Genomic DNA, 25,309 nt, shown 5'->3' with positions numbered 1-25,309 from the left:
CCGGGCGGCCCGGTCAGCGGCCCGGTCAGCGGCACAGCGCGCGGCGCAGGGCGGCCAGCCGGCCGGCCACCGCGCGACGGCTCACCCCGGCGTCGGGCACCGCGGCATCGAAGCCGTGGAAGGCGCCCGGATGGAGATGGAACTCGGTGGACACCCCGGCGCGGGCCAGCCGGGCGGCGTAGTCGATGCACTCGTCCCGGAAGACCTCGAGCTCGCCCACGTCCAGGTAGGCGGGCGGCAACCCGGACAGGTCGGCCGCCCGGGCCGGCGCCGCGTACGGCGGCACCCGGCCGGTGCCCGCCGCGTCGCCGAGCACGGCGCGCCAGGCGAAGGCGTTGGCGCCCCGGCTCCAGGTGATCGCCTCCTGGAACTCGGCGCTGGAGGGGGTGGCGTCCCGGTCGTCCAGCATCGGGGCGACCAGCAGCTGGAAGGCGAGAGGCGGGCCACCGCGGTCGCGGGCCAGCAACGCGGTCGCCGCGGCCAGCCCGCCGCCGGCGCTGGCGCCGGCCACCGCCACCCGGCCGGGATCGATCCCGAGCTCGCCGGCGTTCTTGGCCAGCCACACCAGGCCGGCGTAGCAGTCCTCCACGGCCGCGGGATAGGGGTGCTCGGGGGCGAGGCGGTAGTCGACCGAGGCGGCCACGCAGCCCACCTCCCGCACGTACCCGGCCAGCATCGCGTCGTCCATCTCCACCAGCCCGAGGACCATGCCGCCGCCGTGCATCCAGTAGACGGCGGGCAGCGGGCCGGGCGGGCGGTCCGGGCGGTACACGCGCACCCGGACGTCGGGGCCGCCGTCCGGCCCGGGAGCGAGGTGGTCGGTCACCGTCACGCCGGGTCCGGTGGCGGGCGGCATGGCGTCGAACAGCTCGCGCATCCGCCGGCGCACCGGCGGCAGTTCGGCGGGGTCCATGGCGGCCAGGTCGACCGGCGGCAGGAACGCGTGCGCCAGGCCGGCGGCGAGCTCGGGGTCGAGGTTGGGATGCGGCGGCATGTCTGGTCCTCGGGACGGCGGCAGGGACGGCACACCCCGAGGGTGGACCGGGCGGGCGGGCGCCGCGACCGTGACACGCCCCCGATGACCGGCTGTTTTCCCGCCGTCGACCGGCGGCCGGGACCGACCGGCGCCGGTCACCGGCAGGTGACCGGCGGCGGGAGCGGACCTCAGCCGCCGGGGCAGCGGTGGCGGCGGGAGGTCCAGTTGAGCCAGCCCGCTCCGGCCATGGTGGCCGCGCCGAGCATGATGAGCACTTCGGGACGGCGGCGGGCGCCCTCGGCGACCCGGCCGGCCAGCGCGCGGGCGCCGTCCGGCGCGGGGCCGGCCCCCTGGCCGGCGGCCCGCTCGGCGCCGGCCGGCCGCAGCCGCCCGGCGATCTCGTGGACCTTCTCCTGGGCGGCGGCCCGGGTGCGCGCCACCTTGTCCTGCGCGCGGGCCTTGACGTCCACCTTGTGGGCCAGCGCCTCGACGGTGCGTCCCAGCTCCTGCCGGGTGCGTACGATGTCCTCGCGCAGCCGGTCCTCCTCGGAGACCGGGCCACGGTGCCGGTCGGCGCCGTCCGGCCGGTCGCCGGTCGCCCCGGCGCGCCCCTCGGCCGCCGTGTCCGGGCGCGGGGCGGCGTCGCGCAGCCCGGCGAAGTGGTCGCCCTCGCCGTGGCTCACCACCGGCTTGACGTAGGGCTTGGGCGGCGCGTGCACCTCGGGCACGTTGAGCGACGGCCCGGCGGACGCCGGGGTCGCCGTGCCGGGCTCCTGCCGGCGCAGGCCGACCTCGCCGGCGGTCGGGTGGTCGTTCCCCATCGGGTTGGTCTCGGTCATCGGTGCGCGCTCTCCTTCACCACGTCGACGTCGGTCTTCAGGCCGCGGATGGCCTCCTCGGGGATCGGCGGGGTGGCCTTGGCGACCTGCCCCTTGCCCACCAGGCCCAGCACGGCGGCCAGGATCAGCAGCGCCACCCCGACGATCAGCGCCGAGATCCACGGGGCCAGCGCCTGGGCGATCAGCAGGATGACCGCGGCGACCAGCGCCCCGCCTCCGTAGAGCGCGACGACCCCGGCGCCGCCGAACAGCCCGGCGCCCATCCCGGCCCGCTTCCCCTTGCGGGTGAGTTCCAGGCCCGCCAGCCGGATCTCGTCCCGGACCAGCCGGGACACGTCCTCGGACATGAGCTTGACCAGCTCGCCGGTCGACAGGGCGGCGTACGGGTCACCGGTCGCGGGTTCCCTCACATCGGTCATGACTTTCTTCCCTTCTTCCGGCCTTCCCTCCGGCGGCGCCGGTGTCCGTCCGAAGCCTTGGTGCTGCGCAGCAGCTCGATCACCGCCTGCTCGACGGGGCCGTGGGTGGCGAGCCGGCCGAAGCCGGCGTCGGCGCCCAGCCGGGTGAGGGCCTTCTCGATGGTGCGGCCCCGGTCGTAGGCCTTGATCAGCCGCGGGTCGATGTAGGAGGCCCGGGCCACGGCCGGCGTGTTGCCCAGGTAGTCGGCGACCTCGCGGACCACCCGGCCGACCGCCCGCTTGCGCGCGGTCTGGTGGCGCGCGGGCACCGAGACGGCCAGCCCGACGGCGGCCAGCACGGTGGCGTGCCAGGTGCGGAAGTCCTTGGCCGTGGCGGGAAAGTCCATGGTGTCGCGCAGGTAGGCGTTGATGTCGTCGCTGCGCACGTCGACCCAGGTCGCGCCCTGCTGGTAGCGGAGCAGCTCACCGCCCTCCCCCGCGCCGCGGCGCAGGGCGGTGACGACCTCGCAGACCTGCGGGTCGATCAGCTGCACCTCGCGCAGCTTGCCGCCTTTGGCCGGGTAGGCGCAGCTGACCAGGCCCTTGCGGCATTTGACGTGCTCCACCCGCAACGTCGCCAGGCCGTAGGACTCGTACTGCTCGCCGCCCACCCGGAAGAACCCGATGTCGAGCATGCGCGCCGCGGCGGCCAGCACCCGTTCCCGGGTCAGGCCGCGGCCCGAGATGTCCTTGCCCACCCGCTCGCGGAACTCAGGGAGGCGGGCCGCCATGTCCAGGACGCGGTCGAACTTGGCGCGGTCCTGCTCCTGGCGCCACACGTCGTGGTAACGGTACTGGCGGCGGCCGGCGGTGTCGGTGCCGACCGCCTGGATGTGACCGTCGGCGTCCCGGCAGATCCAGACGTCGGTCCAGGCCGGCGGGATGACCAGTGCGCGGACGCGCCCGAGGACGCGCCGGTCGCGCACCGGTCCCCCGCCCGGCCAGTGATAGCTGAAACCCCGCCCACGGCGCCGGCGGCGGATGCCCGGCTCGGCGGGATCGCTCTGTCGCAGCTCCACCGTCACCACGACCCCATACCCCTGGCCAGGACGGCAAACGGGCCGGACGGCCGCCGGCGGCGCGGCCTCACGCCCTCATGGGCATCTTGCGGGATCCGACCGCCATCGCCGCCAGGCCGAGCAGCAGCACGATGGCCCCGGTGACGACGTTGGTCCAGATCGACGCGGTCGTCGCCGACCGCGTGATCCACGGCGCCAGGATCGTCCAGATGCCGAGCAGCGGCGCGATCCACGTCAGGCCGTAGGTGCGGCCGAACGCGGAGGCGAACCCCATCGCCAGCGCGGCGAGCGCCAGGCCGGTGATCAGGTTGCTCACCGACAGCCGGGACAGCCCGTTGAACCCCACCACCCAGGAGGAGATGGCGAGCCACAACCCCGTCAGGAGGGTGAGCCCGTCGGTCACCTGGGCGGCCGGGCTGGAGCCGGCCCGCTCGTACTTGTCGCGCATCGCGAGGATGTCGGGATGCCCTTCCAGGCCGGTCGGTCTCGTCATGACCTCACCGCCTCCCGTTCACTGTGCGGATCAGATCACTTGAGCCATACCCGCGAGGGTCATCCGGGCACGGTGAACTGGGCAAACGTTTCCACTATTGTCGTACGATCCCAGGTTTCGGGCGGACTTGTGGCGTCATGTCACGGCAAGCCGGACGGCTCGGCGGCGAGCTCGGCGAGGATCCGGCGCAGCTCCGCCTCGGTCGCCCGCGGCGGCCCGGCGGCCAGGCTCAGCGAGTTCAGCACGCTCCAGTAGTGCTCGATCTCGGCCGGCCGGTCCGGGTAGAGCGCGCCGGACAGCTGCTCCAGATACACCACGTCGGGCAGCACGTCGCCGGGCAGTCGCAGGATGCTGATCGGCCCCCCGGCCGCCGGGTGACCGCCACTGCGGAACGGCATGATCTGGATCGTCACGTTCGGCCACCGGGCCGCCTCGATCAGGTGCTCGATCTGGGCGCGCATGGTCGCGACCCCGCCCACCGCCCGGCGCAGCGCGGCCTCGTCGACGACGGCCCACAGCTTGACCGGATCGGGCCCGGCCAGGACGCGCTGCCGCCGCATCCGCAGCTCGACCCGCCGCTCCACCTGCCCGGGGGTGACGCCGAGCTCCAGCCCGGCCACCGCCCGGGCGTACTCCTCGGTCTGCAGCAGGCCGGGGACGAACTGCACCTCCCAGGTGCGGATCACCGTCGCCGCCTGCTCCAGCCCGATGTAGGACTCGAACCACGGGGGCAGCACGTCGGCGTAGGCGTGCCACCAGCCGGGCACCGCGGCCTGGGCGACCAGCGAGAGCAGCGCGTCCCGCTCGGCGTCGTCGGTGACGCCGTAGAAGGTGAGCAGGTCGGTGACGTCGCGAGGCTTGACCCGGGTGCGGCCGAGCTCGATCCGGCAGATCTTCGCCTCCGAGGCGCGGATCTGGTAGCCCGCCTGTGCCCGGGTGACGTGCCGCGCCTCGCGCAGCCGGCGCAGCTGGGCGCCGACCAGCATGCGCGGCATCGTGGGACCCGCCCGCCGGTGGTCGGCCCGGCAGTCGTCCTCGGCCGCCGCCCTGTCCGCCCGCGCTTGATCCATGCCGCCGCTCCGCCGCCTCTCCGCCGTCCCGCCCGGCGCGCCCGCCGCACCGGCGCCCCAAGCCTCTCACGCCCGGCCGCGCCGGGGTTCGCGAATCACCAGGGGCGGGCACGGGCCGGCCCGCGGTGACGGAGGTGCGGGCCGCCGTCACCACGGGCCGGAGCGGAGGGCCTGCGCTCAGGCCGGTGCGGGCCGGAGCGGAGGGCCGCGCTCAGGCCGGCGCGGGCCGGTAGCTCACCGCCTGCGCGCGGTGCCGCCGCAGGACGGTGTCGAGCGCCCAGGCGCCCGGACCGAGCACCGCGACCAGGAAGAACGACCAGCAGAACATCGCCGCCGCCTCGCCGCCGTTGTTCAGCGGCAGCAGCGCCTGCGGCTGGTGGACGACGAAGTAGGCGTAGGCCATGGAGCCCGAGCAGAGGAGGGCGGAGATCCGGGTGAACAGGCCGGCCGCGACGAGCGCGCCGAACACCAGCTGGATCGCCGCGGCCCACCAGCTCGGCCAGACGCCGACGGCGATCGCGTGCCCGCTGCCCCGGTTGCCACCGAACACCCCAAAGACCGATGAGATGCCATGGAACAGGAACAACAGCCCGGTGACCAGGCGGAACAGGGACAGCACCGGTCCACCGAATCTCTCGACGTTCATGAGCTCACCTCTCGCTTCCTGCGGGAGTCCGCCGGGGCGGAGCCGTGCCCCGAGCGGCCTGGACATGGAGCGTCACCTATCGACCACCGACGGTGACGTCCTTTGGTATGCGGCGCCCGCCGGCGCCGTCGCGCACGCGCGGTCGCATGCCGCGCGCCTTGCCCAGCTGTGCGGATCGACGTCGATCCGGCCCGCCCCCTGGGACGGGTCGTGCCCGTCCCCCTACGGAGACGGTCCTCGCCTGCGGGCGGTCGCCGTGTCCCGGCACCGTCGCCGGTCGCGTGCGGCCCGCCCGTTCCGGCCCGGCCGTACCCCTAAGCCCCAGGGGCGGCGCCGGACCGACCCCAGAATCCGGCGCGGATCACCGGACGTCAATCGGCTCCCGGCGTCTGGATCGGGCCGGCGTCCGCACCGGGCCGTCCCGGGGCTTCCACCTGGAGGTTCACCGTGGGCGGCCGGCGATCACGTCCACCACATCAGAACTTTCCGCTGAAACTTTCCTCACCGGCATATTCCGCCGCAGAAATAGTCCAGAGCGAGCACAGAGCAGACACAGAGCAGGATCAGCGCGGGGCCAGAGCCGGCGCGGATCGGTCCTGGGCCGGCACGGCGAGCGGCCCGGCGCTCCCCGAGTCGGGGAACGCCGGGCCGCAGAGCGCCGGGGCGGGCCTCAGTACACCATCACGTACGCGCCGGCGTCCTTCACCACGTCCCAGGCGCGGGAGAACACGATCACCCGTCCGCCGTCGAGCCCGCCGCAGTAGACCGGCTTGCCGACCGCGGAGGTGATGCCCTGCGCCGCCACCTCGTCGAACCAGTTGGTGTAGGAGTACACCGGTCCCCCGCTGTCACCGTGCGCCACCGCGCAGCCGCCCTCGACGCTCTTGGCGCGCACCATGTGCTTGACCTTCTGCCCGTTGGAGTAGGTGCCGCTCCAGCCGGTCTCGGTCACCTTGATCAGGCAGTACTCGCCGAGGGAGGCGCCGGAGTTGCACACGAAGTTGCCCACGTGCGCCTTCCACAGGGTCACCACCCGGTTGCTGGTGGCCGCGGCGGGCCCGCCGTCGAAGACGACAGCAGCACGCCCGCGGCGCCGAGCACGGCCAGGCGTAGGCGTGTTCTCGTTCTCATCGATTCCCCCATGCTGATCGATGAACAGGGGTCGAGTACACCAGGCGACCGGCGGCGCCTTCCGCCAGGAATTACCGGCACGGGACGCGTAGTCCGGCCTTGTCCGGAGACATATCGCCGGGCATGCGCGAAGCCGCCCCCGCGGCGGCCGGGGGCGGCTCCGGTCGGACGGTGCCGGTCGGACGGTGCCGATCAGACGGTGCCGGTCACGCCCAGGGCGGGGAGACGAGCCAGCTCACGTCGTCGTTCCACAGGCCGGCGCTGTCGAAGGTGTTCGAGCCGCCGTTGCTGGCGATGTAGACGGTGTCGGCGTAGTGGCGGAGGTACCGGCTCGGGTAGTTGTACGAGGCGAGCGAGACGCCCTGGCCGTTCTTCCCGGCCTGCGCGCAGAACGTCGCGTCCGCGGCGAACTGGGAACCGCCGTCGTTCGGCTGCCGGTAGAGCTGGTAGTTGTAGTGCCGCAGGTACTGGCCGGGATAGTTCTTCGATTCGAACGACACGCATGAGCCGCTCGCCAGGCCCGAGCGCACGATCCAGGTGGCGTCGTTCTTGTCGGTGGCCGAGCTCGCCGAGGTGATCACCGAGGTGACGGCCTTGTCGGCGTAGTGGCGGATGTAGCGGTCGGTACAGCAGGCGGTGGTGGCGCGCAGCGACACCGCCGTCCCCGGGGTGAGGGCGGGGCCGGGCACCGTGGCGTAGCCGGCGGCGACGATGTTGGCCTGTACCGCGTTCTCGGTGGCCGCCGTGGGATAGCCGGAAGTCATGACGCCCTCGTAGAAGGTGCCGCGGGCTCCGATGCTGTTGTCGCCACCGATGCCCAGGATGATGGCGCCCTCCTTCTTCATCGGGTTGTAGCCCGCCACGTTGGGCCGCACCCCGTCGTAGAAGGTGGACAGGCCGCCGGACTGGGCGTTGCCGCCGCGGATGGCCCAGTGGTTCGGCTCGCCCTTCACGATGGCGGTCAGGAACCGGTGGCTGATGCTCGGGTCGCCGGCGTTGTACTTCTGGTTGACCCCGGAGAACAGGCCGTTCTCCAGGTCGGCCATGATCCACGGGCCGTTGCCGGCGCCGTAACCCCAGGCCTTGCTGTTGCCGAAGTAGATGGCCTCCATGGTGCCGTTGCCGTTGTTGCGGCTGTTGGTCTCGGCGTTGCCGTAGTCGAAGCAGCAGCCGCCGTTGTAGTGCGTGCCGTCGAAGACGGCGTACATGCCCTCCGGCTGGTCGCCTCTGGCGACCCCGTTGGTGTTGTTGTTCCGGTAGCCGGTGCCCGGCGCCACGTAGACGCCGTAGGCCTTGCGGCCGCCGACCATGATGGGGGCCTGCGTCGCGTTCGCCAGGTTGTCGTAACCGCCCGGCGCCGGGCCGGCGAAATCACCGGGGGGAGCCTGGGTGAGGCGGTTGTTGCGGCCGGACTGGTCGTAGATGACGCTGATCAGGCAGGTCGTGCCGGTGCAGAACGAGTCCTGCGCGGCCGCGTCGGCGGTACCGCCCGCGGCCAGCACGCCGATGTCGCGGGTGGCGTTGTCGGAGGAACGGCGCACCTGGTACAGCGGCCCGCCGTAGCCGCCGTACAGGGCGCGGGTCGTGCTGTGCGCGGCCACGCACGGCGTGCCGCCCGCGGCGTAGATGTCACACGGCTGCTGGGTGGCCGCCCGCGAGGACGCGGGCAGGCCGGACACCAGACCGGCGGCGAGCCCGACGGCCGCGGCCACCGACAGCAGTGCCCTTTTCAGATTCCGGGTGCCGGACCGGACGATCATCATGAATCTCTGCCTTTCGGGGGGTGTGCCGCGAATGCCGGGGACGCCGCCCGTCATCGGGAAAGGCGTGCCCGACGCACGCCGCGACCATTGACGTGCGCGGCGCCGGCGATGGCGGCAGGAAGCAGGAAAAGCTCGAATTGTTAGCGTTAACACTCCGCTACATGAATATGACCTCCACAGAGAGCAGCCATAGGGTGACCCGTTCACTATGGAACGGCGTCATATGTTGCGTCAAGATTTCGGAAATGTTATGAAAGTATCGGTGCCGGCCGCTGGAGACCTCTCGGACGGGGCGCCGGCCGTGCCCCCGTCCCCGGAAAGCGGTTCGCCCGGCATGCGGAAGCCGCCGCCGGGGACGCCCGCGCCCGGCATGGCCGGGCGCGGGCGGCGGCCAGGTCCGGCTAGGCGCGCGGGCTCCACTGCTGGTTGTTCTGGCCGTTGCAGGACCAGATGATGATCTTCGTGCCATTGGCGGTGCCGGCGCCGTTGGCGTCCAGGCACAGGCCCGACCGCACGTTGGTGATCGTGCCGTTGGAGTTGACGTTCCACTGCTGGCCGGCCTGGCCGGTGCAGTCCCAGATGACCACCGCGGTCCCGTTGCCGGTGCCGCCGCCCGAGGTGTCCAGGCACTTGTTCCCGTACACCGTCAGCTGCTTGGCGGAGGTGTAGGTCCAGCGCTGGTTGTTGCCGCCGTTGCAGTCCCACAGCTGCAACTGAGTGCCGTTGACCGTGGTGGAGGCGTTGACGTCGAGGCACCGGTTGGAGCCGCCGCCCACGATCTGCACGTTCTGCAGGCCGCCGCCGGGGGCCGTCGCGTAGCCGGCCGCGGTGACGTTGGCCTGTACCGCGTCCTCGGTGGCCGCCGTCGGGTAGCCCGAGGTCATCGCCCCTTCGTAGAAGGTGCCGCGGGCGCCGTTGCTGTTGTCGCCGCCGATGCCCAGGATGATGGCCCCCTCCTTCTTCATCGGGTTGTAGCCCGCCACGTTGGGCCGGACGCCGTCATAGAAGGTGGACAGGCTGCCGGACTGCGCGTTGCCGCCGCGGATCGCCCAGTGGTTCGGCTCGCCCTTGACGATGGCGGTGAGGAACCGGTGGCTGATGCTGGGGTCGTTGGCGTTGTACTTCTGGTTCACCCCGGAGAACAGGCCGTTCTCCAGATCCGCCATGATCCACGGGCCACTGCCCGCGCCGTACCCCCACCAGTTGTTGCTGCCGAAGTAGATGGTCTCCATGTGACCGTTGCCGTTGTCCAGGTTGTTGGTCTCGGCGTTGCCGTAGTCGAAGCAGCAGCCGCCGTTGTAGTGCGTGCCGTCCAGGATCGCGTACATCCCTTCCGGCTGGTCACCGGTGGCGATGCCGTTGGTCCGGTTGTTGCGGTAGCCGGTGCCCGGGGCCACGTAGACGCCGTACGCCTTGCCGCCGCCGACCGTGATGGGGGCCGCGGCCGCGTTCGCGAGGTTGTCGGGGTTGGGGGCCGCCCCGCCGCCGGGCGCCTGGGTGAGGTGGTTGCCCCGGCCGCTCTGGTCGTAGATGACGCTGATGAGGCAGGTGACACCGGCGCAGAAGGAGTCCTGCGCCGCGGCGTCGGCGATGCCGCCCGCGGCGAGCACCCCGATGTCGCGGGTGGCGTTGTCGGAGGAGCGGCGCACCTGGTAAAGCGGGCCGGTGTAGGCGGCGTACAGGGCGCGGGTGGTGCTGTGCGCGGCCACGCACGGCGTGCCGCCCGCGGCGTAGATGTCACACGGCTGCTGGGTCGCCGCCTGGGCTGGGGCGGCAACGCCGGACAGCAGGCCGGCGCCGAGCGTGAGCGCCGCAACGGCGGACGTCAGTGCCTTCTTCCAGTGCCGGGCGGTGGACCGGACGATCATCATGCGATGAACCTTTCATGGGGGTGTGCCGCGAGTACCGCGAGACTTCGGTATAAGGCAGAGGTATGTACGGCAAAGCGGCACAGTACGCGCAGCCGTATCGTCCTCCACCTGCGGTTCCACGGCAGGAATGGAAAGGCGACATTATGTTAGCGCTAACATGAAATGGTCGCGACGCCTCCAGTGATAGGACACCCGATGGATTGACCGGCTCACTATGAATTGAGGGCACGCGAGCTGTCAAGGCGCCGATGGTTCATCGCGTGGGCGCCGGCCGGGCGGGACGGCTTCCCGCCCGGCCGGCGATCATTCAGGTGGGCCCGCCGCCTCGCCCGGCCGCTCGCGGCGCATCATGACGGCCGGGCCGCGGCGGGCGACGGTGCCCCCTCAGGCCACCGAGGCGGGGAACCGCTCCCAGACCCGGTGCGCGGCCAGCAGCCGCTGCACCTCGGCGAACGCGTCGGTGGCCGAACCGGCCGAGACCACGCCCGGCGTGCCGGCGACTCCGGTCCGCTCCAGCACCGCCGTCCCGGCGCCGAAGCCGGCGATCGCCTTGGCGTGCCGCCAGCACTCCTCCACCAGCAGCGACACCCGCGGGTCCACCGCGGCGGCGCCTCCGGCACCGGCTTTGGCGTCGCGCGCCGGCAGGGCGTCCGGCGCCGGCGCGGGCGCGGCCGCCAGCACCAGCGCGTCGAACTCCACCGACCGGGCGGTGGCGAAGGTCCGCTGCACCGGCAGCTCGCCCAGCATGCCGCCGTGCGGGGCGATCAGCAGCGGCACCATGCCGGCCGCGAACACGGCCGTGCGCAGCTCCGCCAGGGCGCCGAGGTCCGCGCCGTCGTCGGCCACGATGCCGATCATGCGACCGGCGGCCGGCCACTCCTTGCCCACCTGCGACAGCGCGGGGCTGGGTTCCGGCTCGACGAGCGGCCGGTCCGGCTCGGGCGCGGGCAGGCCCAGCCCGGTGGCCACCTGCCGGCACAGGACCGGGTCGATGTTCGCCAGGCAGCGCAGCTGGCGCTCCTTGATCGTCTGCTCGTAGCACTTGCCCAGCTCGAAGGTGTAGGCGCGGACGATGTGTTCCTTCTCCACCGGCGACATGCTCCGCCAGAACAGCCGGGCCTGGCTGTAGTGGTCGTCGTAGGACACCGGGTTGGCCCGCACCTTGCGCGACCGGGCGACCTCGACCGGGGCGTCGACGAACGCGTTCTCCGCGTCACCGGCCTCGAAGGGGTTGCCGCCGTCCAGCGAGTTCGGCCGGTACGGCGCGACCCCCGCGTGCACCGCGTGCTGGTGGAAGCCGTCGCGGAGCATGTCGTTGACCGGCACGTGCGGGCAGTTGATCGGGATCTGCGCGAAGTTGGGCCCGCCCAGCCGGGTGATCTGGGTGTCGAGGTAGGAGAACAGCCGCGCCTGCAGCAGCGGGTCGTTGGTGACGTCGATGCCCGGCGGCAGGTGGCCGACGTGGAAGGCGACCTGCTCCACCTCGGCGAAGAAGTTCGTGGGCGTCCGGTCCAGCGTCATCTTCCCGACCGGCTGCACCGGGGCGAGCTCCTCGGGAACGATCTTGGTCGGATCGAGCAGGTCGATGCCCTCGAAGGTCTCCTCCGGGGTGTCGGGGAACACCTGGATGCCGAGCTCCCACTCGGGGAAGGCGCCGGCCTCGATCGCGTCGTACAGGTCGCGGCGGTGGAAGTCGGGGTCCAGCCCGGCGAGCAGCTGCGCCTCCTCCCAGACCAGCGAGTGCACGCCGAGCTGCGGCTTCCAGTGGAACTTGGCCAGCACCGTCTCCCCGGCCTCGTTCACCAGCCGGAAGGTGTGCACGCCGAACCCCTCCATGGTCCGGTACGAACGCGGGATCCCCCGGTCGGACATGTTCCATATGGTGTGGTGCTGGGCCTCGGTGTGCAGGGAGACGAAGTCCCAGAACGTGTCGTGCGCGCTCTGCGCCTGCGGGATCTCCCGGTCCGGATGCGGCTTGCCGGCGTGGATGACGTCGGGGAACTTGATGCCGTCCTGGATGAAGAACACCGGGATGTTGTTGCCGACCAGGTCGAAATTGCCCTCCTCGGTGTAGAACTTCGTCGCGAAGCCCCTGGTGTCGCGGACGGTGTCGGCCGAGCCGCGCGAGCCGAGGACGGTGGAGAACCGCACGAAGACGTCGGTCTTCTTCCCCTTCTTCAGGAAGCCGGCCCTGGTCACCTGCCCGGCGGTGCCGTACGCCTCGAACACCCCGTGCGCGGCGGCGCCCCGGGCGTGCACGACCCGCTCGGGGATCCGCTCGTGGTCGAAGTGCATGATCTTCTCGCGCAGGTGGTGGTCCTGCAGCAGGGTGGGGCCACGCTCCCCCGCCTTCAGCGAGTGGTCGGTGTCGCGCAGCCGCACCCCCTGCGCGGTGGTGAGATAGGCCCCCTGCTGTCCCTGCGCGGTGACCGGCGCGCCGGTCTCCGCCCCGGTCGGGGTGACGACCGGCGGGGCCCCCTGCTCCTTCTTCGGCGGCAGCGGCTCGCGTGGCGCCGTCGGCTCCTCCAGCGACGGCGGCTCGCTTCCCGGCGAGCCGGGAACGTCCGGTGCCACCAGGTCCGACACCTTCTCCGCGGCGTTCTTCACCATGTTCTTTACCGCCTTGGCGGGCTTGCCGGCATCCATTCCGCGCGCTCCTCCAGAACCGTCTTGATCAGGATGGCGCGGCATACCCGCAGGTAGGACTACCAAACACCCCGCGGAAGAGACTGGTCCTCGAAGTACAACTCAAGGGCCTCGCGGAGATCGGCCAGGGCTTCGTCGACCGTCCGCCCCTGACCGGCGACCTCCACCTGAACGCAACGGGCGACGTGGAAGCCCTCTTCGTCGGGCGTTACGGTCGCGGTCAGGGAGACGGTCCGGCTCATGCCGACAGCGTAGGTCAGGCCGCCTCGGGGAGAGGGCCGGCCGGGCAAAGCCCTCCTATGAGCCGTCCACCGGTTTCGCGGCGGCGGACGTGCATGAGCTGCGGCCGGCCGCCAGTTACCCGGTCCGGCCACCGGCTCGCCCTGTCCGGCCTCCCCCGCGAGGGGGAGGGCCTCCCTCTCACGGGAGTGGCCGGGCAAGGCCCCTGCCACCAGGCTCCTGCCATGCATGTACACATCCGTAAGCTGTCGCCGCTGCGCCGCGCCGCCGGATTCGGCGCGGCCGCGGCGATGTCCCTCTACCTGGCGGTCAAGCTGGTCTGGATCGCCCTGGAGATATCGCAAGGCACGGCCGACAAGGTGCTGCTCAACGCGGTCACGGTGGTCATGGCGCTGACCGGGGTCGCCCTGGGCCTGGCGCTGGCGCAGCCGTGGGGCGCCAGGCTGCCGGACCGGTTGGTGCTGCCCATCGCCTGGATCGCCGGCGGCCTGCTGGTGTCCATGATCCCCTACATGATCGCCGCCGGCCTGGTGGCGCCGAGCGCGCCCGAGCCAGCGGCCACCACGCCGGCCTGGGAGACCGCGCTCATCGGCGCGGGGTTCGCCGGCATGGCTGTCGCGCTCCTGGTCGGGCTCCCGCTCTTCCTGCGCGAACGGTGGCCCCGCGCCTTCACCGGCCCGGTGGGCGGGGCACGCGCGGACGGCCGGCTGCGGTGGGCGCTGCCGCCGCTCCTACTGCTCTTCGCGGTCTGGCTCTCCTGGGCCTCGGGCGGGACCCTCGGCCTGGTCGCCGCGGGGGACGTCCAGAGCCGGCTGCTGATGGCCGACAGCGCGCTGTGCGCGGCTGGTGCCGGCTGGAGCCTGTGGGCGCTCGGCCCGCGGGGCGGCGGGCGGAGGCCGGTGTGGCCGCCCATGGTCGTCGGATTCGTGACCTCCGGATCACTGTTCGGCTGGGGATCATGGAAGCTGGCGTGGCTGGTAGCGGGGATGTACCGGCCGGTCGAGCTCCGCTGGGTGGCTGTGGTCGAGCATGGCGTCGCCATGGCCGCGGGCCTGGCCGTGCTGGGCGCGCTGATCCAGGCTTACCGGCGGCGTACCGGGCCGCCGGACGCGCCGTGAACCGTGCCGATCCGCCAGGCAGGCCCCGCCCGGGTCTCAGCCGGTGTCGCGGCGGCGGAAACCGTGCAGGCCGATGGCCAGGAGCGCGGCGGCGATCGCGGTCAGCACGAGCAGCGGCGTCGCCGTCACCTCCCCGCCGGGCAGCTTGAGCAGGTGGCTGAACGGCGAGAGGTCCAGCGCGGCGGCCGGCAGGCCCAACAGCGCGCCGACCTGGCCGAGCAACAGGAACATCGCCAGTGCCGCCCACGTCAGCCCGGCCAGCCGCGGCAGCAGGCCGAACAGCGCCGCCGCCAGCGCGGCCAGTGACCACACCGCCGGGAGCTGGGCCAGCGCCGCACCCGTCACCCGCGGCAGCTGCCCGGCCAGGTCGCCGCTGCCCGCTCCGTAGGCGGCCCCGATCGCCAGCCCCAGTACCGCGAGCACCACCACCGGGCCGAGCAGCGCGAACACCAGGTGGCTCGCCATCCAGCGGGTCCTGCTCACCGCACCGCTCAGCAGCGGCTCGGCACGGCCGAGCGTCTCCTCGCCACGCGCCCGCAGCGCCGCCTGCACGGCGTACCCCGACACCGCGATACCGAAGACGCCCACCACCGTCGCGAGGAAGGAGTCCGAGATGTTCGACTCGCCGCCCAGCCGGGCCATCATCTCCCTCAGCTGCGCGTTCCCGGCCATCGCGCCGGCGGCGTCCTGCGCCGCCCCGCCGACCACCGCGCCGAACACGGCCAGGCCCGCGCTCCAGCCGAGCAGCGTCCCCCGGTGCAGCCGCCAGGCCAGCGCCCACAGCGACCCGAAGCCAGGGGCGGCCTGCGCCGGTCCGAGGCCCGGCGGCAGCACACCGGCCGCGACGTCTCTGCGCCCGGTCAGGGCGTAGGCGACACCTGACAGCGCCGCGGCCGCCACGGCCGCCAGGAGCGCCGGCCACCAGACCTCGCCGGCGAAGGGACGCATCTGCTGCGCCCAGGCGATCGGCGACAGCCAGGACAGCCACGCGGCCCCGGTCGAGTCGCCCGCCATCCGGAGCAGGTAGGTGCCGCCGAGCACCGAGGCCGCGATCGCCCTGGCCCCGCTCGCGCTCTCGGTGAGCTGCGCGGCTACCGCGCCGACGGCGGCGAACACCGTGCCCACCACGGCGTAGCCCAGGCCGGTGGCCAGCGCGCCGGCCAGGGCGTACCCCCGCCCGGCGAACGTGGCCACGATGATCAGCCCTACCGCCAGGTTCGCCGCCACGGTCACGGTCAGGGCCGCGGTGAGCCCGGCGTTCCGGCCGACCACGGCCGAGCCGAGCAGCTCGCGGCGGCCGGTCTCCTCCTCCACCCGGGTGTGCCTGATCACGGTGAGCAGGCTCGCCAGGGCCAGCACCACGGGGATGAACGCGGCCCGCCACACGCCCATCGCGGCGGCGTTCCAGTGCTGGATCGGGCCCAGGAGCGCCTCCATCGCCGGGTTGGCGCCGAAGGAGGCCGCGAATCGCCGCAACCCCTGCTCGGTGGGGTAGAGCTCGGCGATGCCGGTGGTCTGGACGATCGGCAGCATCGCCGTCACCAGCACCCACAGCGGCAGGACGAGCCGGTCCCGGCGCAGCGCGAGCCGGACCAGCGAGCCGGTGCCGGTCATCGGGCGTCCCCGCTCGCGGTCCGGGCTTCCCTGTCCACCGGCCGGATGCCGCCGCCCGCCGGGCGGGCATCCGGGTTCGCCGGGCCGGCGCCCTGGTCGCGATAGTGGCGCAGGAACAGCTCCTCCAGGGTCGGCGGCCGGCTGGTGAGCGAGCGCACGCCGCAGGCCGCGAGCCGCGACAGGGCGTCGCCCAGCCGGTCGTCGTCGACCTCGAAGGTCACCCGGTCGCCGTCGGCGCGCAGGCCGTGCACGCCGGGCGCGTCGCGCAGCCCGCCGGGCGGCGCGGCCAGTTCGGCGGTGATCGACGTGCGGGTCAGGTGTCGCAGCTCGGCCAGCGTGCCGGTCTCGACGGTACGGCCGGCACGGACGATGCTCACCCGGTCGCACAGCTTCTCGACCTCGGCGAGGATGTGGCTGGACAGCAGCACCGTGCGGCCCCGCTCCCGTGCCTCGGCGACGCAGTCGGTGAACACCGCCTCCATCAGCGGGTCGAGCCCGGAGGTCGGCTCGTCGAGCAGCAGCAGTTCCACGTCGGAGGCGAGCGCGGCGACCAGGGCGACCTTCTGCCGGTTGCCCTTGGAGTAGGCCCGCCCCTTCTTGCGCGGGTCGAGGTCGAACCGCTCGATCAGCTCCTTCTTACGAGCCTGGTCCAGGCCGCCGCGCAGCCGCCCGAGCAGGTCGATGACCTCGCCGCCGGACAGGCCGGGCCACAGGGTGACGTCGCCGGGCACGTAGGCCAGGCGGCGATGGAGCTCGACGGCGTCCTGCCAGGGATCGCCGCCCAGCAGGCGGACCGTGCCCGAGTCGGCCCGCAGCAGGCCGAGCAGCACGCGGATCATGGTCGACTTGCCGGCGCCGTTCGGGCCGAGGAAGCCGTGCACCTCGCCGGCCTGGACCCGCAGGTCCAGGCCGTCCAGCGCGCGGGTCCGGCCGAATCGCTTGGTGACGCCGGACGCCGAGATGACATCGCTCATGGTTTAGAATGTACAGAAGCTTCAGAGAAAAATGAAATTACCGATACCGATCCTGGGCACCGGAGAATGCCGGAGAGGGCCGGAGGGGAGAGGGATGCGCGACGAGGAGGCGGTACGCCGGTTCGTGGAGCGGATGGGCCGGATGCTGGCCGCCATGGGCGTCCCGCCGATGGCGGCCCGCGTGCTGCTCACCGTGATGACCGCCGAGGAGGACGCGCTCAGCGCGGCCGACCTCGCCGAACGGCTGGGTGCCAGCTCCGGTGCCATCTCGGGCGCCGTGCGCTACCTGGTGGACATGGACCTGCTCCGCCGGGAGCCGGTCCCCGGCTCCCGGCGTGACCTGTACCTCCTGAGCGGCCAGAGCTGGTGGGAGGCGACGATGAGCAAGATGAACCGGCTACAGCTCATCGCCGACACCGTCGAGGAGGGCATCGCCGCGGTCGGCGGCCCCGGCAGCCGTCCCGGGCACACCATGGCGGAGATGCGCGACTTCTTCGCCTTCTGCCACGACGAGATCCTGTTGATGCTGGAGCGCTGGGAGCGGCGCAAGCCCGTTCACGACTGACCGGCCATCGGTCCGGCGGGGCGGCAGGGCCCCTCCCTGAAGACGTTCACCGGCCTGGTGAGACCTCGGTCCGATCGTCCATCAGGCCGTAGGCGGTGGCCCGGAACAGGAAGGAGGCCCAGGAGCGGTAGGGGCGCCACGCCTCGGCCAGCCTCCGGTAGGCGGCCGGCGGGGCGTCCTGCGGCAGGCCGTACGCCTCGCGCAACGTGGCGAACAGCCGCGGCTCGTCGCCGGGGAACGCGTCGGGCGCGCCCGCGCCGCGGATCAGCACCAGGCCGGCGGAGAACGGCCCGAGCCCGGGCAGGGCGCGCAGCTCGGCCAGGGCCTGGTCGGGGTCGAGCGCCCGCAGGTGCTCGGCGGTGAGCACGCCGTCCAGCGCGGCCCGCGCCAGCCCGCGCAGCCACTCCTCCTTCTGCGCCGGCAGGCCGAGGCCGCCCGCGTCCAGCAGCGTCACCGGCGGCGGGAAGGCCGGGTGAACCTGCCCGTCCAACTCGACCTTCGCGCCGTACCGCTCGGCGATCCGCCGCTTCAGGCGAGCGGCGATCACCATCGACGACCGCTGCACCATCAACGCCCAGCACGCCGCCTCCCACGGCGTCCAGAAGCACACCGGCCGCAGGCCCGGGACGCGCCGCTGCAGGTCGCCGAGCACCGGATCGGCCGCGCCGGCGCGGGCGAAGCCGGCCCCGGGCACGTCGAGGGACAGGATGCGCGCCACCTCGGCGCGGATGGCCGGCCCGGCCGGCCGGGTCGTGGTGACCGCCACTCCGCCCGGCGCGGCCGTGACGGTCACCCCGATCGGCAGCCAGTCCGACTCCGCGCAGTAGGCGAAACGCAGCGCCCGCCCGTCGGCGGGCAGATCACCGGTGGCCGGCCAGGCCTGGACGAAGCGCAGCGTGGCGCCGAAGTCGAACGGACCGTCGGCCGCGAGAACGAACCGGTGCGATGTCATGGCCGCACTGTACGAGGCGGCGGATCCGGTCGCACCCGGCGGCCGGGAGCCCGGGGCGCCGGCACCCGGCTCCGGCCTCGCCGTGCGCCGCCGGTCAAGCGGTCGGTCACGCAGAAGATCGAAAAGGCCGCTTCCGGGGGTCCGGAAGCGGCCGTCGAGCGGGGTGGGCGATACTGGGATCGAACCAGTGACCTCTTCGGTGTGAACGAAGCGCTCTCCCGCTGAGCTAATCGCCCGCTCGGTGCCGGGATCCGCTCGCCGAGCGGGTCCGACGGGGAAAACCATACCTCACTCCTGGGGGTGATGGCGAAGCGGCGGCGGCAACCCGATCACGAAAGGTTCGCCGGAGTCCGGCGGCGTGGCGCCCTGTTGTCATAGCATCGTCATGCCCCATACTCATCCGAATCGCACCACTTACGATCTTTACCCGAGACACCCGTAGATGCCCCGTAGGACGGCAGGAACGACACGCAAAACCCTTGCAAACACGCACCGCTAAGCGATGTTTGACCAGGTAGCGACACAAATGTCGCGCTGTGATATGCGTTACAGAAGGGCCCGGGAGCGGAATCTCTCCTCCAGGTCTCTTCGTTCCGCAGACACAGCTCCGCGCGAAGTCCTTCAGAGCACCGAACCCAAAGCCCCGCGCAGGGGACCCACCGACGAAAGGTTTGGCTGACGATGAACGCCACCGTCTCTGCCGAGCTGGGCCTTCGACTTGTGGTCCCCGACCGTACCACCGTCCCCCTGCTGGCCGGCCTGAGCTACACGGCCGAGGACCCGTACGCCATCCGGATGGCCTTCCACGTGGGGAACGACGAACCGGTCGAGTGGATCTTCGCCCGCGAGCTGCTCACCGTCGGCATCGTCCGCCGGGTGGGCGACGGAGACGTCCAGGTGTGGCCGGCCCGCAGCGACGGCGAGCGCACGTTGAACATCAGCCTCACCTCCCCCTTCGGCCAGGCGCTGTTCGAGGTGCCGCTGCCCCCGCTGACCGAGTTCCTGCACCGCACCTACGAACTGGTCTCCGCCGGCCGGGAGACCGACTTCATGGACCTGGACGAGGAGCTGTCGAACATGCTGTGGAGCTCCTGAACCAGCCCTCAGCCGCGTAGCCGCCGCATCCGGTCCACCTCCACCCGCTGCCCGGAGGCGACGTCCCGGGCCATCGTGCGCAGCGTCTGGTCGGTGCCGCCGGCCAGCTCCTCCGCCGCCATCCGCACCGCTCCCTGGTGATGCCTGATCATCAGGTCGAGCAGCAGGGCGTCGAACGCCGCCCCGCGGGCCGCCCGCAGCCGGGCCATCTCCGCCGGGCTCGCCATCCCGTAGCCGTCCCCCGCCGCGCCGTCCGCGCCGGCCCCGTCCGCCCCGGCGCCGTGCCCCTGGTGCCCGGCCGGCGCCTCCCGGCCCAGTGCGCGCAGCCACCGCGTCATCAGGTCGACCTCGGGCCGCTGGGCGGCCATGATGCGCCGGCAGATCGCCTGCACGCCGGCCCCCGCGCCGCGCCCGGCGGCCAGGCCGGCCATCTCCAGCGCCTGCCGGTGGTGGGGGATCATCCGCTCGGCGAAGCGGACGTCGGCCGCCGACGGCCCGGCGGGTGACCGGCCGAGACGCTCCCCCGGCGCCGCGGTCCGGCCGGCCTCGCCCGGTGCGCCCGGGATGATCACCGGCGCCGCCGGTTCAGGTGGCGGCGGGGCGGCCGCCGAGCAGCCCGCCACGGCGGATGCCAGCAGAACCGTTACGCAAACCGCGCCCGCGCGCCCCCCGATCGACATAGCTTCCATACTGCGGCAAATTGCCGCATTCGGTGGAGCATCGGGGGTCAGGGTGGGCACGTGGCGGGTCGGGGCGGTCACGGCGGTCGCGGGCACGGCGCTTCTCCTCGGCGGGTGCGCCACCGATCCCCCGCGGGGCGGCGCGACCCACGGCGCGGACGGCGACCGGCCGGCCGCCACCTCCTCAGGCGACGTCCAGCACAGCGCCAACGCCCGCCTGGTCGCCAACCTGCCGCTGTCGGCGCCGTTCGACGGCGAGGAGGCGTGGGGCACCGACCTGGCCTTCCAGGGCGACTTCGCCTACGTCGGCAACTACGAGGGCTTCACGGTGGCCGACATCCGCGACCCGGCCCGGCCCAAGGTGGTGACCCGGGTGGTCTGCCCCGGCGGCCAGAACGACATCTCGGTCAGCGGGAACCTGCTGTTCCTGTCCATCGACGAGCCGCGGGACGGGCCGACCTGCGACAGCCGGCGCGGTGACGAGCTGTCCGGCTGGGAGGGCATCCGGATCTTCGACATCTCCGACCGGGCCCACCCCCGCTACGTCAAGGCCCTGGAGACGCCGTGCGGGTCGCACACCCACACGCTGGTGCCGGCCAAGGATCCCGGCACGCTGTACGTGTACGTCTCCGCCTTCGGCCCGGACGAGGACTCGCGCAACTGCCGCCCGCCGCACGACTCGATCTCGATCGTGAAGGTGCCGGTGCAGGACCCGGCCAAGGCGGCCATCGTCGCCGAGCCGGTGCTGTTCTCCGACGGCGCCGACGACTCGGGCCCCGCTTCGACCAGCGGGTGCCACGACATCACCGCCTACCCGGAGAAGGACCTGGCGGCCGGCGGGTGCCTGGGCAACGGCATCCTGATGGACATCTCCGACCGGGAGCGGCCCAAGGTGCTGCGGCAGGTGACCGACACCGAGAACTTCTCCATCTGGCACTCGGCGACCTTCAGCAACGACGGCAAGCGGGTCATCTTCACCGACGAGCTGGGCGGCGGCGCCTCGGCCACCTGCGACGCCAAGACCGGGCCGGACCGCGGCGCCGACGCGATCTACGACATCGGCGGGGACCGCACGCTGAAGCGGCGGGCCTACTTCAAGATCCCCCGGCACCAGACCGCGACGGAGAACTGCGTCTCGCACAACGGCTCGCTGCTGCCGGTGCCCGGCAAGACCATCATGGTGCAGGGGTGGTACCAGGGCGGCGTCTCGGTCATCGACCTGACCGACCCCGACCGCCCGCAGGAGATCGCCTACGTCGACCGCGGCCCGATCGGCGGCGCCGGCGAGCAGCCGACGCTCGGCGGATCATGGTCGGCGTACTACTACAACGGCTACATCTACTCCAGTGACATCACCCGGGGCCTGGACGTGATCGCCGTGGACGACCCCCGCACCGACCCGGCCAAGTCGGTGCGGCTCAAGGAGCTGAACGCCCAGACCCAGGTGGCCTATCCGGAGTGATCAGGGGTCGAGGTCGGCGGCGCCGCGCTCGGCGAACACCCGCATCACCTTGGCCGTCACCGGGCCGGGCGCGACCGGCAGGGCGGTCTCGTCCACCAGCCGGATCGGCTGGACGTCGCGGGTGGTGGAGGTGAGGAAGGCCTCGTCCGCCTCGTACAGGGCGGAGATCGGCACGTCGGCCTCCTCGCCGCCGTACCACTCCAGCACCAGGGCGCGGGTCACCCCGGCCAGGCAGCCCGACGCCAGGGTGGGGGTGATCAGGGTGCCGTCCCGGACGATGAAGACGTTGCTGCCGGTGCCCTCGCACAGGTTCCCGGCCAGGTTCTCGAAGACGGCCTCCTGCCCGCCGCGCTGCTTGGCGTAGGCCAGCGCCTTGGCGTTGTCGGCGTAGGAGATGCTCTTCACGCCGGCCAGCGCGCCGCGCTCGTTGCGCGGCCACGGCACCACGGTGACCGTGGCGGTCTCCGGGAACGGCGCCTGCGCGCCGACGATCACCACCGAGGTGGTGCCCTGGTCGCCGCGGTCGGAGCCGAGCGGGCCACGGCCGCTGGTGTAGGTGATCCGGACGCGGCCGAGCGGCCAGGGCGGCGCCTCGGCCAGGCAGGCGCGCACCCCGCCGGCGATCGCGGCCAGGTCCGGCTCGGGCAGGCCGAGGCGCTCGGCCGACAGCCGCAGCCGGTCCAGGTGCCGGGTGATGGCGAACGCCTCGCCGTTCATGCACTTGATCGTCTCGAACACGCCGTCGCCGACCATCAGTCCGTGGTCGAACACCGACACGGCTGGGCGCGCCGGGTCGAGCAGTTCGCCGTTCACCCACACCGGTACGTTCATCTGCTGATCTCCATTCTGCCGAGGTGATCCGGGGGGGCCTGGGTCAGGCCCGGCCGGAGGCCAGCCCGACCAGCCGGGCCGCCTTCAGTTCGGTCTCCGCCCATTCGCGCGCCGGGTCCGAGCCCCAGGTGATGCCGGCGCCGGTGCCGAAGCGGATGAGGTCGTGCTCGATCCAGAAGGTGCGGATGCCCACGGCCAGCGCGGCCGCCCGCCGGTCGGCGTCGACCCAGCCCACCGCCCCACAGTACGGCCCCCGCGGCTCGGGTTCGAGCTCATCGATGATTCGCAGGGCGGTGGACTTGGGGGCGCCGGTCACCGAGCCGGGCGGGAACGTCGCGGCGAAGATCTCCGGCCAGCCGTGGCCGGGGGCCAGGCCGGCCCGCACGGTGGACACCAGGTGCACCAGGCCGGGATGCTCCTCCACCTCGCACAGCGCGGGGACGTGGACCGAGCCGACCTCGGCGATCCGGCCCAGGTCGTTGCGCACCAGGTCGACGATCATGACGTTCTCGGCGTGGTCCTTGTCGAGCAGGCCGGCCGGCGTCGCCGCGGTGCCCTTGATCGGCCGGGAGGTGAGCAGGTCGCCGTCCCGCGACAGGTACAGCTCCGGCGAGGCCGAGACCACGGTGCGGCCGGGCACCGCCACCGTGGCGGCGTACGGCGCGGGGTTGCCGCGGGCCAGCCGGGCGGCCAGCACCCGGGGGTCGGCGTCCGGCGGCAGCGTCGCGGTCAGCACCCGGCACAGGTTGGCCTGGTAGACCTCGCCCCGCTCGATCTCGGCGCGGATGCGGCGCACGCCGGCCTCGTACCCTGCCCGGTCCAGCGAGCTCGTCCACGACAGCCGGGCCGGCCACGGCCCGGACGGCGCCGGCGGCGGCGCCGGGCGCACCCGGTCGAAGCGGGCGCAGGTCACCTTGCCCTCGTAGGTCACCACGACGGCCCACCAGCCGGACCCGTCCAGCGCCCCGAGGTCGGTGGTCACATCGCGCAGCCCGGTCGCGAGCAGGCCGGCGACATGGGCGTGGTACACCCGTCCATTCTCCCCCGTTCCGGTCATGCGCGCGGCCCCGGAGGGGGGTCAGGCCAGCGGGCCGGTGACGGACTCGGCGGCGGCGACGACGGTGCCGGCGGCGACCATCCGCACCACCGACTCGATCTCGGGGGCGAGGTGGCGGTCCGCGCCCGGGCCGGGCACCTCCTGGCGCAGCGCGGCCACCACCGCGCCGGTCGCCGGGGCCGGGGTCAGCGGCCGGCGCAGGTCGATCGCGCGGGCGGCGGTGAGGATCTCGATCGCCAGCACCCGGGTGAGCCCGTCCAGCGCGCGGCGCAGCTTGCGCCCGGCCGACCAGCCCATGGAGACGTGGTCCTCCTGCATGGCCGAGCTGGGGATGGAGTCGACGCTGGCCGGTGCGGCCAGCCGCTTGAGCTCGGAGACGATCGCCGCCTGGGTGTACTGGGCGATCATGTGCCCGGAGTCGACGCCGGGGTCGTCGGCGAGGAAGGCGGGCAGCCCGTGGCTGCGGGCGACGTCCAGCATCCGGTCGGTGCGCCGCTCGGCCATCGAGGCGACGTCGGCGGCGGCGATCGCCAGGAAGTCCAGGACGTAGCCCACCGGGGCGCCGTGGAAGTTGCCGTTGGACTCCACCCGGCCGTCGTCCAGCACCACCGGGTTGTCCACGGCGGCGGCGAGCTCGCGGCCGGCGACGGCCGCCGCGTGCGCGGCGGTGTCGCGGGCCGCGCCGGCCACCTGGGGGGCGCAGCGCAGCGAGTAGGCGTCCTGCACCCGGGTGCAGGAGTCGTCGCGGTGCGAGGCCATGATGCCCGAGTCGCGCAGCATGGCGCGCAGGTTGGCCGCGGCGGCGGCCTGCCCCGGGTGCGGGCGCAGGGCCTGCAGGTCGGCGGCGAAGACCCGGTCGGTGCCGAGCAGGGCCTCCACGCTCATCGCGGCGGCGATGTCGGCGCTCTTGAGCAGCACGTCCAGGTCGGCCAGGGCGAGCACCAGCATGCCGAGCATGCCGTCGGTGCCGTTGATCAGGGCCAGGCCCTCCTTGGCGGCCAGCTCCACCGGCGCCAGCCCGGCCCGCGCCAGCGCCTCGGCCGCGGGCCCGGCCCGGCCGTCGCGGTCGCGCACCTCGCCCTCCCCCATCAGCGCCAGGGCGACGTGGGACAGCGGCGCCAGGTCGCCCGAGCAGCCCAGGCTGCCGTACTCGCGGACCACCGGGGTGATGCCGGCGTCCAGCAGGGCGGCCAGCAGCCGGGCGGTGGCCGGGCGCACGCCGGTGTGCCCGCTCGCCAGGGTGCGCAGCCGCAGCAGCATCATCGCCCGGACGACCTCGGTCTCCACCTCCGGGCCGGAACCGGCGGCGTGCGAGCGGACCAGCGAGCGCTGCAGCCGGGCGCGCAGCGCCGGGTCGATGTGCCGGGTGGCCAGCGCGCCGAACCCGGTGGAGACGCCGTAGGCGGGGACCGGGCTCGCGGCGAGGTCCTCCACCCGGGTGCGCGCGCGTTCCATGGCCGCCAGCGACTCCTCGGTCAGCCGGACGGCGGCGCCGTGCCGGGCGACCCCGACCACGTCGTCGAAGCCCAGCGGCCCGGGTCCGACCTTGACGACCTCGTTGCCGCGCATAGTGCCACTCTCCCGCTCAGGTAACGTGCGTATTGGATGTTAGCCCCTTACCGGGGAACATCTCCGCGGCCCGTCCGGCCCCGGCCGGTGAAACTCCGGTGCGCGGCGCACCGGGCCGCACCGGCACCGGCGACCCCTGGCACCGCGGCACCGGGCCGGCGATGAGGCGGCCGCCGGTTTGGGGAGTCGGCCGGGATTCGCTAGAGTTCTCCGCGTGGGCCGGGCGTCACCGGCCCGTGC

The 25,309-nt window shown here is 73.2% G+C and carries 23 protein-coding genes and 1 tRNA gene; 4 read left to right on the top strand and 20 right to left on the bottom strand.

What is annotated here, in order from left to right; all coding sequences use genetic code 11:
• Positions 1–25: 25 nt before the first annotated feature.
• From Sru01_RS33100 to Sru01_RS33045, 12 genes are all read right to left on the bottom strand, one after another.
• Positions 26–994 (bottom strand): alpha/beta hydrolase, encoded by a 969-nt coding sequence (locus Sru01_RS33100; RefSeq protein WP_203994204.1) that lies wholly within the window; start codon positions 992–994, stop codon positions 26–28.
• 170 nt (positions 995–1,164) lie between these two features.
• Positions 1,165–1,815 (bottom strand): DUF3618 domain-containing protein, encoded by a 651-nt coding sequence (locus tag Sru01_RS33095; RefSeq protein WP_203994201.1) that lies wholly within the window; start codon positions 1,813–1,815, stop codon positions 1,165–1,167.
• Entirely contained in the window at positions 1,812–2,234 is a 423-nt protein-coding gene (locus tag Sru01_RS33090) for a phage holin family protein (RefSeq protein ID WP_203994198.1), read from the bottom strand. The genes Sru01_RS33095 and Sru01_RS33090 overlap by 4 nt, the downstream gene beginning before the upstream one ends.
• Positions 2,231–3,292: a DNA topoisomerase IB gene (locus Sru01_RS33085; protein WP_203994196.1), complete on the bottom strand. Its 1,062-nt coding sequence runs from the start codon at positions 3,290–3,292 to the stop codon at positions 2,231–2,233. Before Sru01_RS33085 ends, Sru01_RS33090 begins: the two co-directional genes overlap by 4 nt.
• 67 nt (positions 3,293–3,359) lie before the next feature.
• A complete protein-coding gene (locus tag Sru01_RS33080; protein WP_203994194.1) occupies positions 3,360–3,785 on the bottom strand; it encodes an SPW repeat protein in 426 nt (141 codons plus the stop codon).
• 140 nt (positions 3,786–3,925) lie between these two features.
• Positions 3,926–4,855 (bottom strand): Sco1979 family transcriptional regulator, encoded by a 930-nt coding sequence (locus Sru01_RS33075; RefSeq protein ID WP_203994192.1) that lies wholly within the window; start codon positions 4,853–4,855, stop codon positions 3,926–3,928.
• A 211-nt stretch (positions 4,856–5,066) separates the two neighbouring features.
• Complete coding sequence (locus tag Sru01_RS33070; protein WP_203994190.1) at positions 5,067–5,501, bottom strand: DoxX family protein; 435 nt, start codon at positions 5,499–5,501, stop codon at positions 5,067–5,069.
• A 670-nt stretch (positions 5,502–6,171) separates the two neighbouring features.
• The gene (locus Sru01_RS33065) at positions 6,172–6,531 is read right to left on the bottom strand and encodes a chymotrypsin family serine protease (RefSeq protein WP_203994188.1); all 360 of its coding nucleotides are present in this window, start codon (positions 6,529–6,531) and stop codon (positions 6,172–6,174) included.
• Between the two features lie 307 nt (positions 6,532–6,838).
• On the bottom strand, positions 6,839–8,395 hold the full coding sequence (locus Sru01_RS33060) for an alpha-L-arabinofuranosidase B (protein ID WP_203994186.1): 1,557 nt from the start codon (positions 8,393–8,395) through the stop codon (positions 6,839–6,841).
• Between the two features lie 401 nt (positions 8,396–8,796).
• A complete protein-coding gene (locus tag Sru01_RS33055; RefSeq protein ID WP_203994183.1) occupies positions 8,797–10,266 on the bottom strand; it encodes an arabinofuranosidase catalytic domain-containing protein in 1,470 nt (489 codons plus the stop codon).
• 384 nt (positions 10,267–10,650) lie between these two features.
• Positions 10,651–12,912, bottom strand: coding sequence for a catalase (locus tag Sru01_RS33050; RefSeq protein WP_203994180.1), 2,262 nt, complete (start codon positions 12,910–12,912; stop codon positions 10,651–10,653).
• 59 nt (positions 12,913–12,971) lie between these two features.
• Positions 12,972–13,154 carry a type II toxin-antitoxin system HicB family antitoxin gene (locus Sru01_RS33045; RefSeq protein ID WP_203994178.1) on the bottom strand — a complete coding sequence of 61 codons (183 nt, stop codon included), beginning with the start codon at positions 13,152–13,154 and terminating at the stop codon, positions 12,972–12,974.
• Between the two features lie 222 nt (positions 13,155–13,376).
• Between Sru01_RS33045 and Sru01_RS33040 the strand changes: the two genes are divergently transcribed.
• On the top strand, positions 13,377–14,270 hold the full coding sequence (locus tag Sru01_RS33040; protein WP_203994176.1) for a hypothetical protein: 894 nt from the start codon (positions 13,377–13,379) through the stop codon (positions 14,268–14,270).
• 36 nt (positions 14,271–14,306) lie between these two features.
• Here Sru01_RS33040 and Sru01_RS33035 read toward each other — a convergent pair whose 3' ends face one another.
• A complete protein-coding gene (locus Sru01_RS33035) occupies positions 14,307–15,884 on the bottom strand; it encodes an ABC transporter permease (protein ID WP_203994174.1) in 1,578 nt (525 codons plus the stop codon).
• Positions 15,881–16,858 carry an ABC transporter ATP-binding protein gene (locus Sru01_RS33030; protein ID WP_203994172.1) on the bottom strand — a complete coding sequence of 326 codons (978 nt, stop codon included), beginning with the start codon at positions 16,856–16,858 and terminating at the stop codon, positions 15,881–15,883. Before Sru01_RS33030 ends, Sru01_RS33035 begins: the two co-directional genes overlap by 4 nt.
• 94 nt (positions 16,859–16,952) lie before the next feature.
• Here Sru01_RS33030 and Sru01_RS33025 point away from each other — a divergent pair, with 94 nt between their 5' ends.
• Positions 16,953–17,423, top strand: coding sequence for a GbsR/MarR family transcriptional regulator (locus Sru01_RS33025; RefSeq protein ID WP_203994170.1), 471 nt, complete (start codon positions 16,953–16,955; stop codon positions 17,421–17,423).
• Between the two features lie 46 nt (positions 17,424–17,469).
• On the opposite strand, the gene Sru01_RS33020 is transcribed toward Sru01_RS33025, so the two are convergent.
• Both Sru01_RS33020 and Sru01_RS33015 read right to left on the bottom strand, forming a co-directional pair.
• Positions 17,470–18,375 (bottom strand): DNA-3-methyladenine glycosylase family protein, encoded by a 906-nt coding sequence (locus tag Sru01_RS33020; protein WP_203994168.1) that lies wholly within the window; start codon positions 18,373–18,375, stop codon positions 17,470–17,472.
• Between the two features lie 164 nt (positions 18,376–18,539).
• A tRNA-Val gene (locus Sru01_RS33015) sits at positions 18,540–18,611 on the bottom strand.
• A 445-nt stretch (positions 18,612–19,056) separates the two neighbouring features.
• Here Sru01_RS33015 and Sru01_RS33010 point away from each other — a divergent pair.
• Positions 19,057–19,470: an SsgA family sporulation/cell division regulator gene (locus Sru01_RS33010; RefSeq protein WP_203994167.1), complete on the top strand. Its 414-nt coding sequence runs from the start codon at positions 19,057–19,059 to the stop codon at positions 19,468–19,470.
• Between the two features lie 8 nt (positions 19,471–19,478).
• Here Sru01_RS33010 and Sru01_RS33005 read toward each other — a convergent pair whose 3' ends face one another.
• Complete coding sequence (locus tag Sru01_RS33005) at positions 19,479–20,042, bottom strand: DUF305 domain-containing protein (protein WP_239137975.1); 564 nt, start codon at positions 20,040–20,042, stop codon at positions 19,479–19,481.
• A 160-nt stretch (positions 20,043–20,202) separates the two neighbouring features.
• On the opposite strand from Sru01_RS33005, the gene Sru01_RS33000 reads away from it, so the two are divergent.
• Positions 20,203–21,612, top strand: coding sequence for an LVIVD repeat-containing protein (locus Sru01_RS33000; RefSeq protein ID WP_239137973.1), 1,410 nt, complete (start codon positions 20,203–20,205; stop codon positions 21,610–21,612).
• Here Sru01_RS33000 and Sru01_RS32995 read toward each other — a convergent pair whose 3' ends face one another.
• The 3 genes from Sru01_RS32995 to hutH are packed head-to-tail and all read right to left on the bottom strand — an operon-like array spanning position 21,613 to position 25,069.
• Positions 21,613–22,443, bottom strand: a complete 831-nt coding sequence (locus Sru01_RS32995) for an aminotransferase class IV (RefSeq protein ID WP_203994156.1) — start codon at positions 22,441–22,443, stop codon at positions 21,613–21,615. It abuts the gene before it with no gap.
• A 43-nt stretch (positions 22,444–22,486) separates the two neighbouring features.
• Entirely contained in the window at positions 22,487–23,473 is a 987-nt protein-coding gene (locus Sru01_RS32990) for a chorismate-binding protein (protein ID WP_239137971.1), read from the bottom strand.
• 48 nt (positions 23,474–23,521) lie between these two features.
• Positions 23,522–25,069 (bottom strand): histidine ammonia-lyase, encoded by a 1,548-nt coding sequence (gene hutH, locus Sru01_RS32985; protein ID WP_203994151.1) that lies wholly within the window; start codon positions 25,067–25,069, stop codon positions 23,522–23,524.
• Between the last annotated feature and the right edge of the window lie 240 nt (positions 25,070–25,309).

The sequence above is a fragment of the Sphaerisporangium rufum genome (genome assembly GCF_016863395.1).
GTDB classification, from domain to species: domain Bacteria; phylum Actinomycetota; class Actinomycetes; order Streptosporangiales; family Streptosporangiaceae; genus Sphaerisporangium; species Sphaerisporangium rufum.
The sequence above is the reverse complement of the archived record's forward strand: the minus strand, read 5'-3'. Positions and strand labels throughout refer to the sequence as shown.

What these genes read in the sequence shown, in the direction of transcription:
- Sru01_RS33100 (WP_203994204.1), bottom strand. Translation starts at nt 994, where the DNA reads ATGCCGCCGCATCCCAACCTCGACCCCGAGCTCGCCGCCGGCCTGGCG.
- Sru01_RS33095 (WP_203994201.1), bottom strand. Translation starts at nt 1,815, where the DNA reads ATGACCGAGACCAACCCGATGGGGAACGACCACCCGACCGCCGGCGAG.
- Sru01_RS33090 (WP_203994198.1), bottom strand. Translation starts at nt 2,234, where the DNA reads ATGACCGATGTGAGGGAACCCGCGACCGGTGACCCGTACGCCGCCCTG.
- Sru01_RS33080 (WP_203994194.1), bottom strand. Translation starts at nt 3,785, where the DNA reads ATGACGAGACCGACCGGCCTGGAAGGGCATCCCGACATCCTCGCGATG.
- Sru01_RS33075 (WP_203994192.1), bottom strand. Translation starts at nt 4,855, where the DNA reads ATGGATCAAGCGCGGGCGGACAGGGCGGCGGCCGAGGACGACTGCCGG.
- Sru01_RS33070 (WP_203994190.1), bottom strand. Translation starts at nt 5,501, where the DNA reads ATGAACGTCGAGAGATTCGGTGGACCGGTGCTGTCCCTGTTCCGCCTG.
- Sru01_RS33060 (WP_203994186.1), bottom strand. Translation starts at nt 8,395, where the DNA reads ATGATGATCGTCCGGTCCGGCACCCGGAATCTGAAAAGGGCACTGCTG.
- Sru01_RS33055 (WP_203994183.1), bottom strand. Translation starts at nt 10,266, where the DNA reads ATGATGATCGTCCGGTCCACCGCCCGGCACTGGAAGAAGGCACTGACG.
- Sru01_RS33050 (WP_203994180.1), bottom strand. Translation starts at nt 12,912, where the DNA reads ATGGATGCCGGCAAGCCCGCCAAGGCGGTAAAGAACATGGTGAAGAAC.
- Sru01_RS33045 (WP_203994178.1), bottom strand. Translation starts at nt 13,154, where the DNA reads ATGAGCCGGACCGTCTCCCTGACCGCGACCGTAACGCCCGACGAAGAG.
- Sru01_RS33040 (WP_203994176.1), top strand. Translation starts at nt 13,377, where the DNA reads ATGCATGTACACATCCGTAAGCTGTCGCCGCTGCGCCGCGCCGCCGGA.
- Sru01_RS33035 (WP_203994174.1), bottom strand. Translation starts at nt 15,884, where the DNA reads ATGACCGGCACCGGCTCGCTGGTCCGGCTCGCGCTGCGCCGGGACCGG.
- Sru01_RS33030 (WP_203994172.1), bottom strand. Translation starts at nt 16,858, where the DNA reads ATGAGCGATGTCATCTCGGCGTCCGGCGTCACCAAGCGATTCGGCCGG.
- Sru01_RS33025 (WP_203994170.1), top strand. Translation starts at nt 16,953, where the DNA reads ATGCGCGACGAGGAGGCGGTACGCCGGTTCGTGGAGCGGATGGGCCGG.
- Sru01_RS33020 (WP_203994168.1), bottom strand. Translation starts at nt 18,375, where the DNA reads ATGACATCGCACCGGTTCGTTCTCGCGGCCGACGGTCCGTTCGACTTC.
- Sru01_RS33010 (WP_203994167.1), top strand. Translation starts at nt 19,057, where the DNA reads ATGAACGCCACCGTCTCTGCCGAGCTGGGCCTTCGACTTGTGGTCCCC.
- Sru01_RS32995 (WP_203994156.1), bottom strand. Translation starts at nt 22,443, where the DNA reads ATGAACGTACCGGTGTGGGTGAACGGCGAACTGCTCGACCCGGCGCGC.
- hutH (WP_203994151.1), bottom strand. Translation starts at nt 25,069, where the DNA reads ATGCGCGGCAACGAGGTCGTCAAGGTCGGACCCGGGCCGCTGGGCTTC.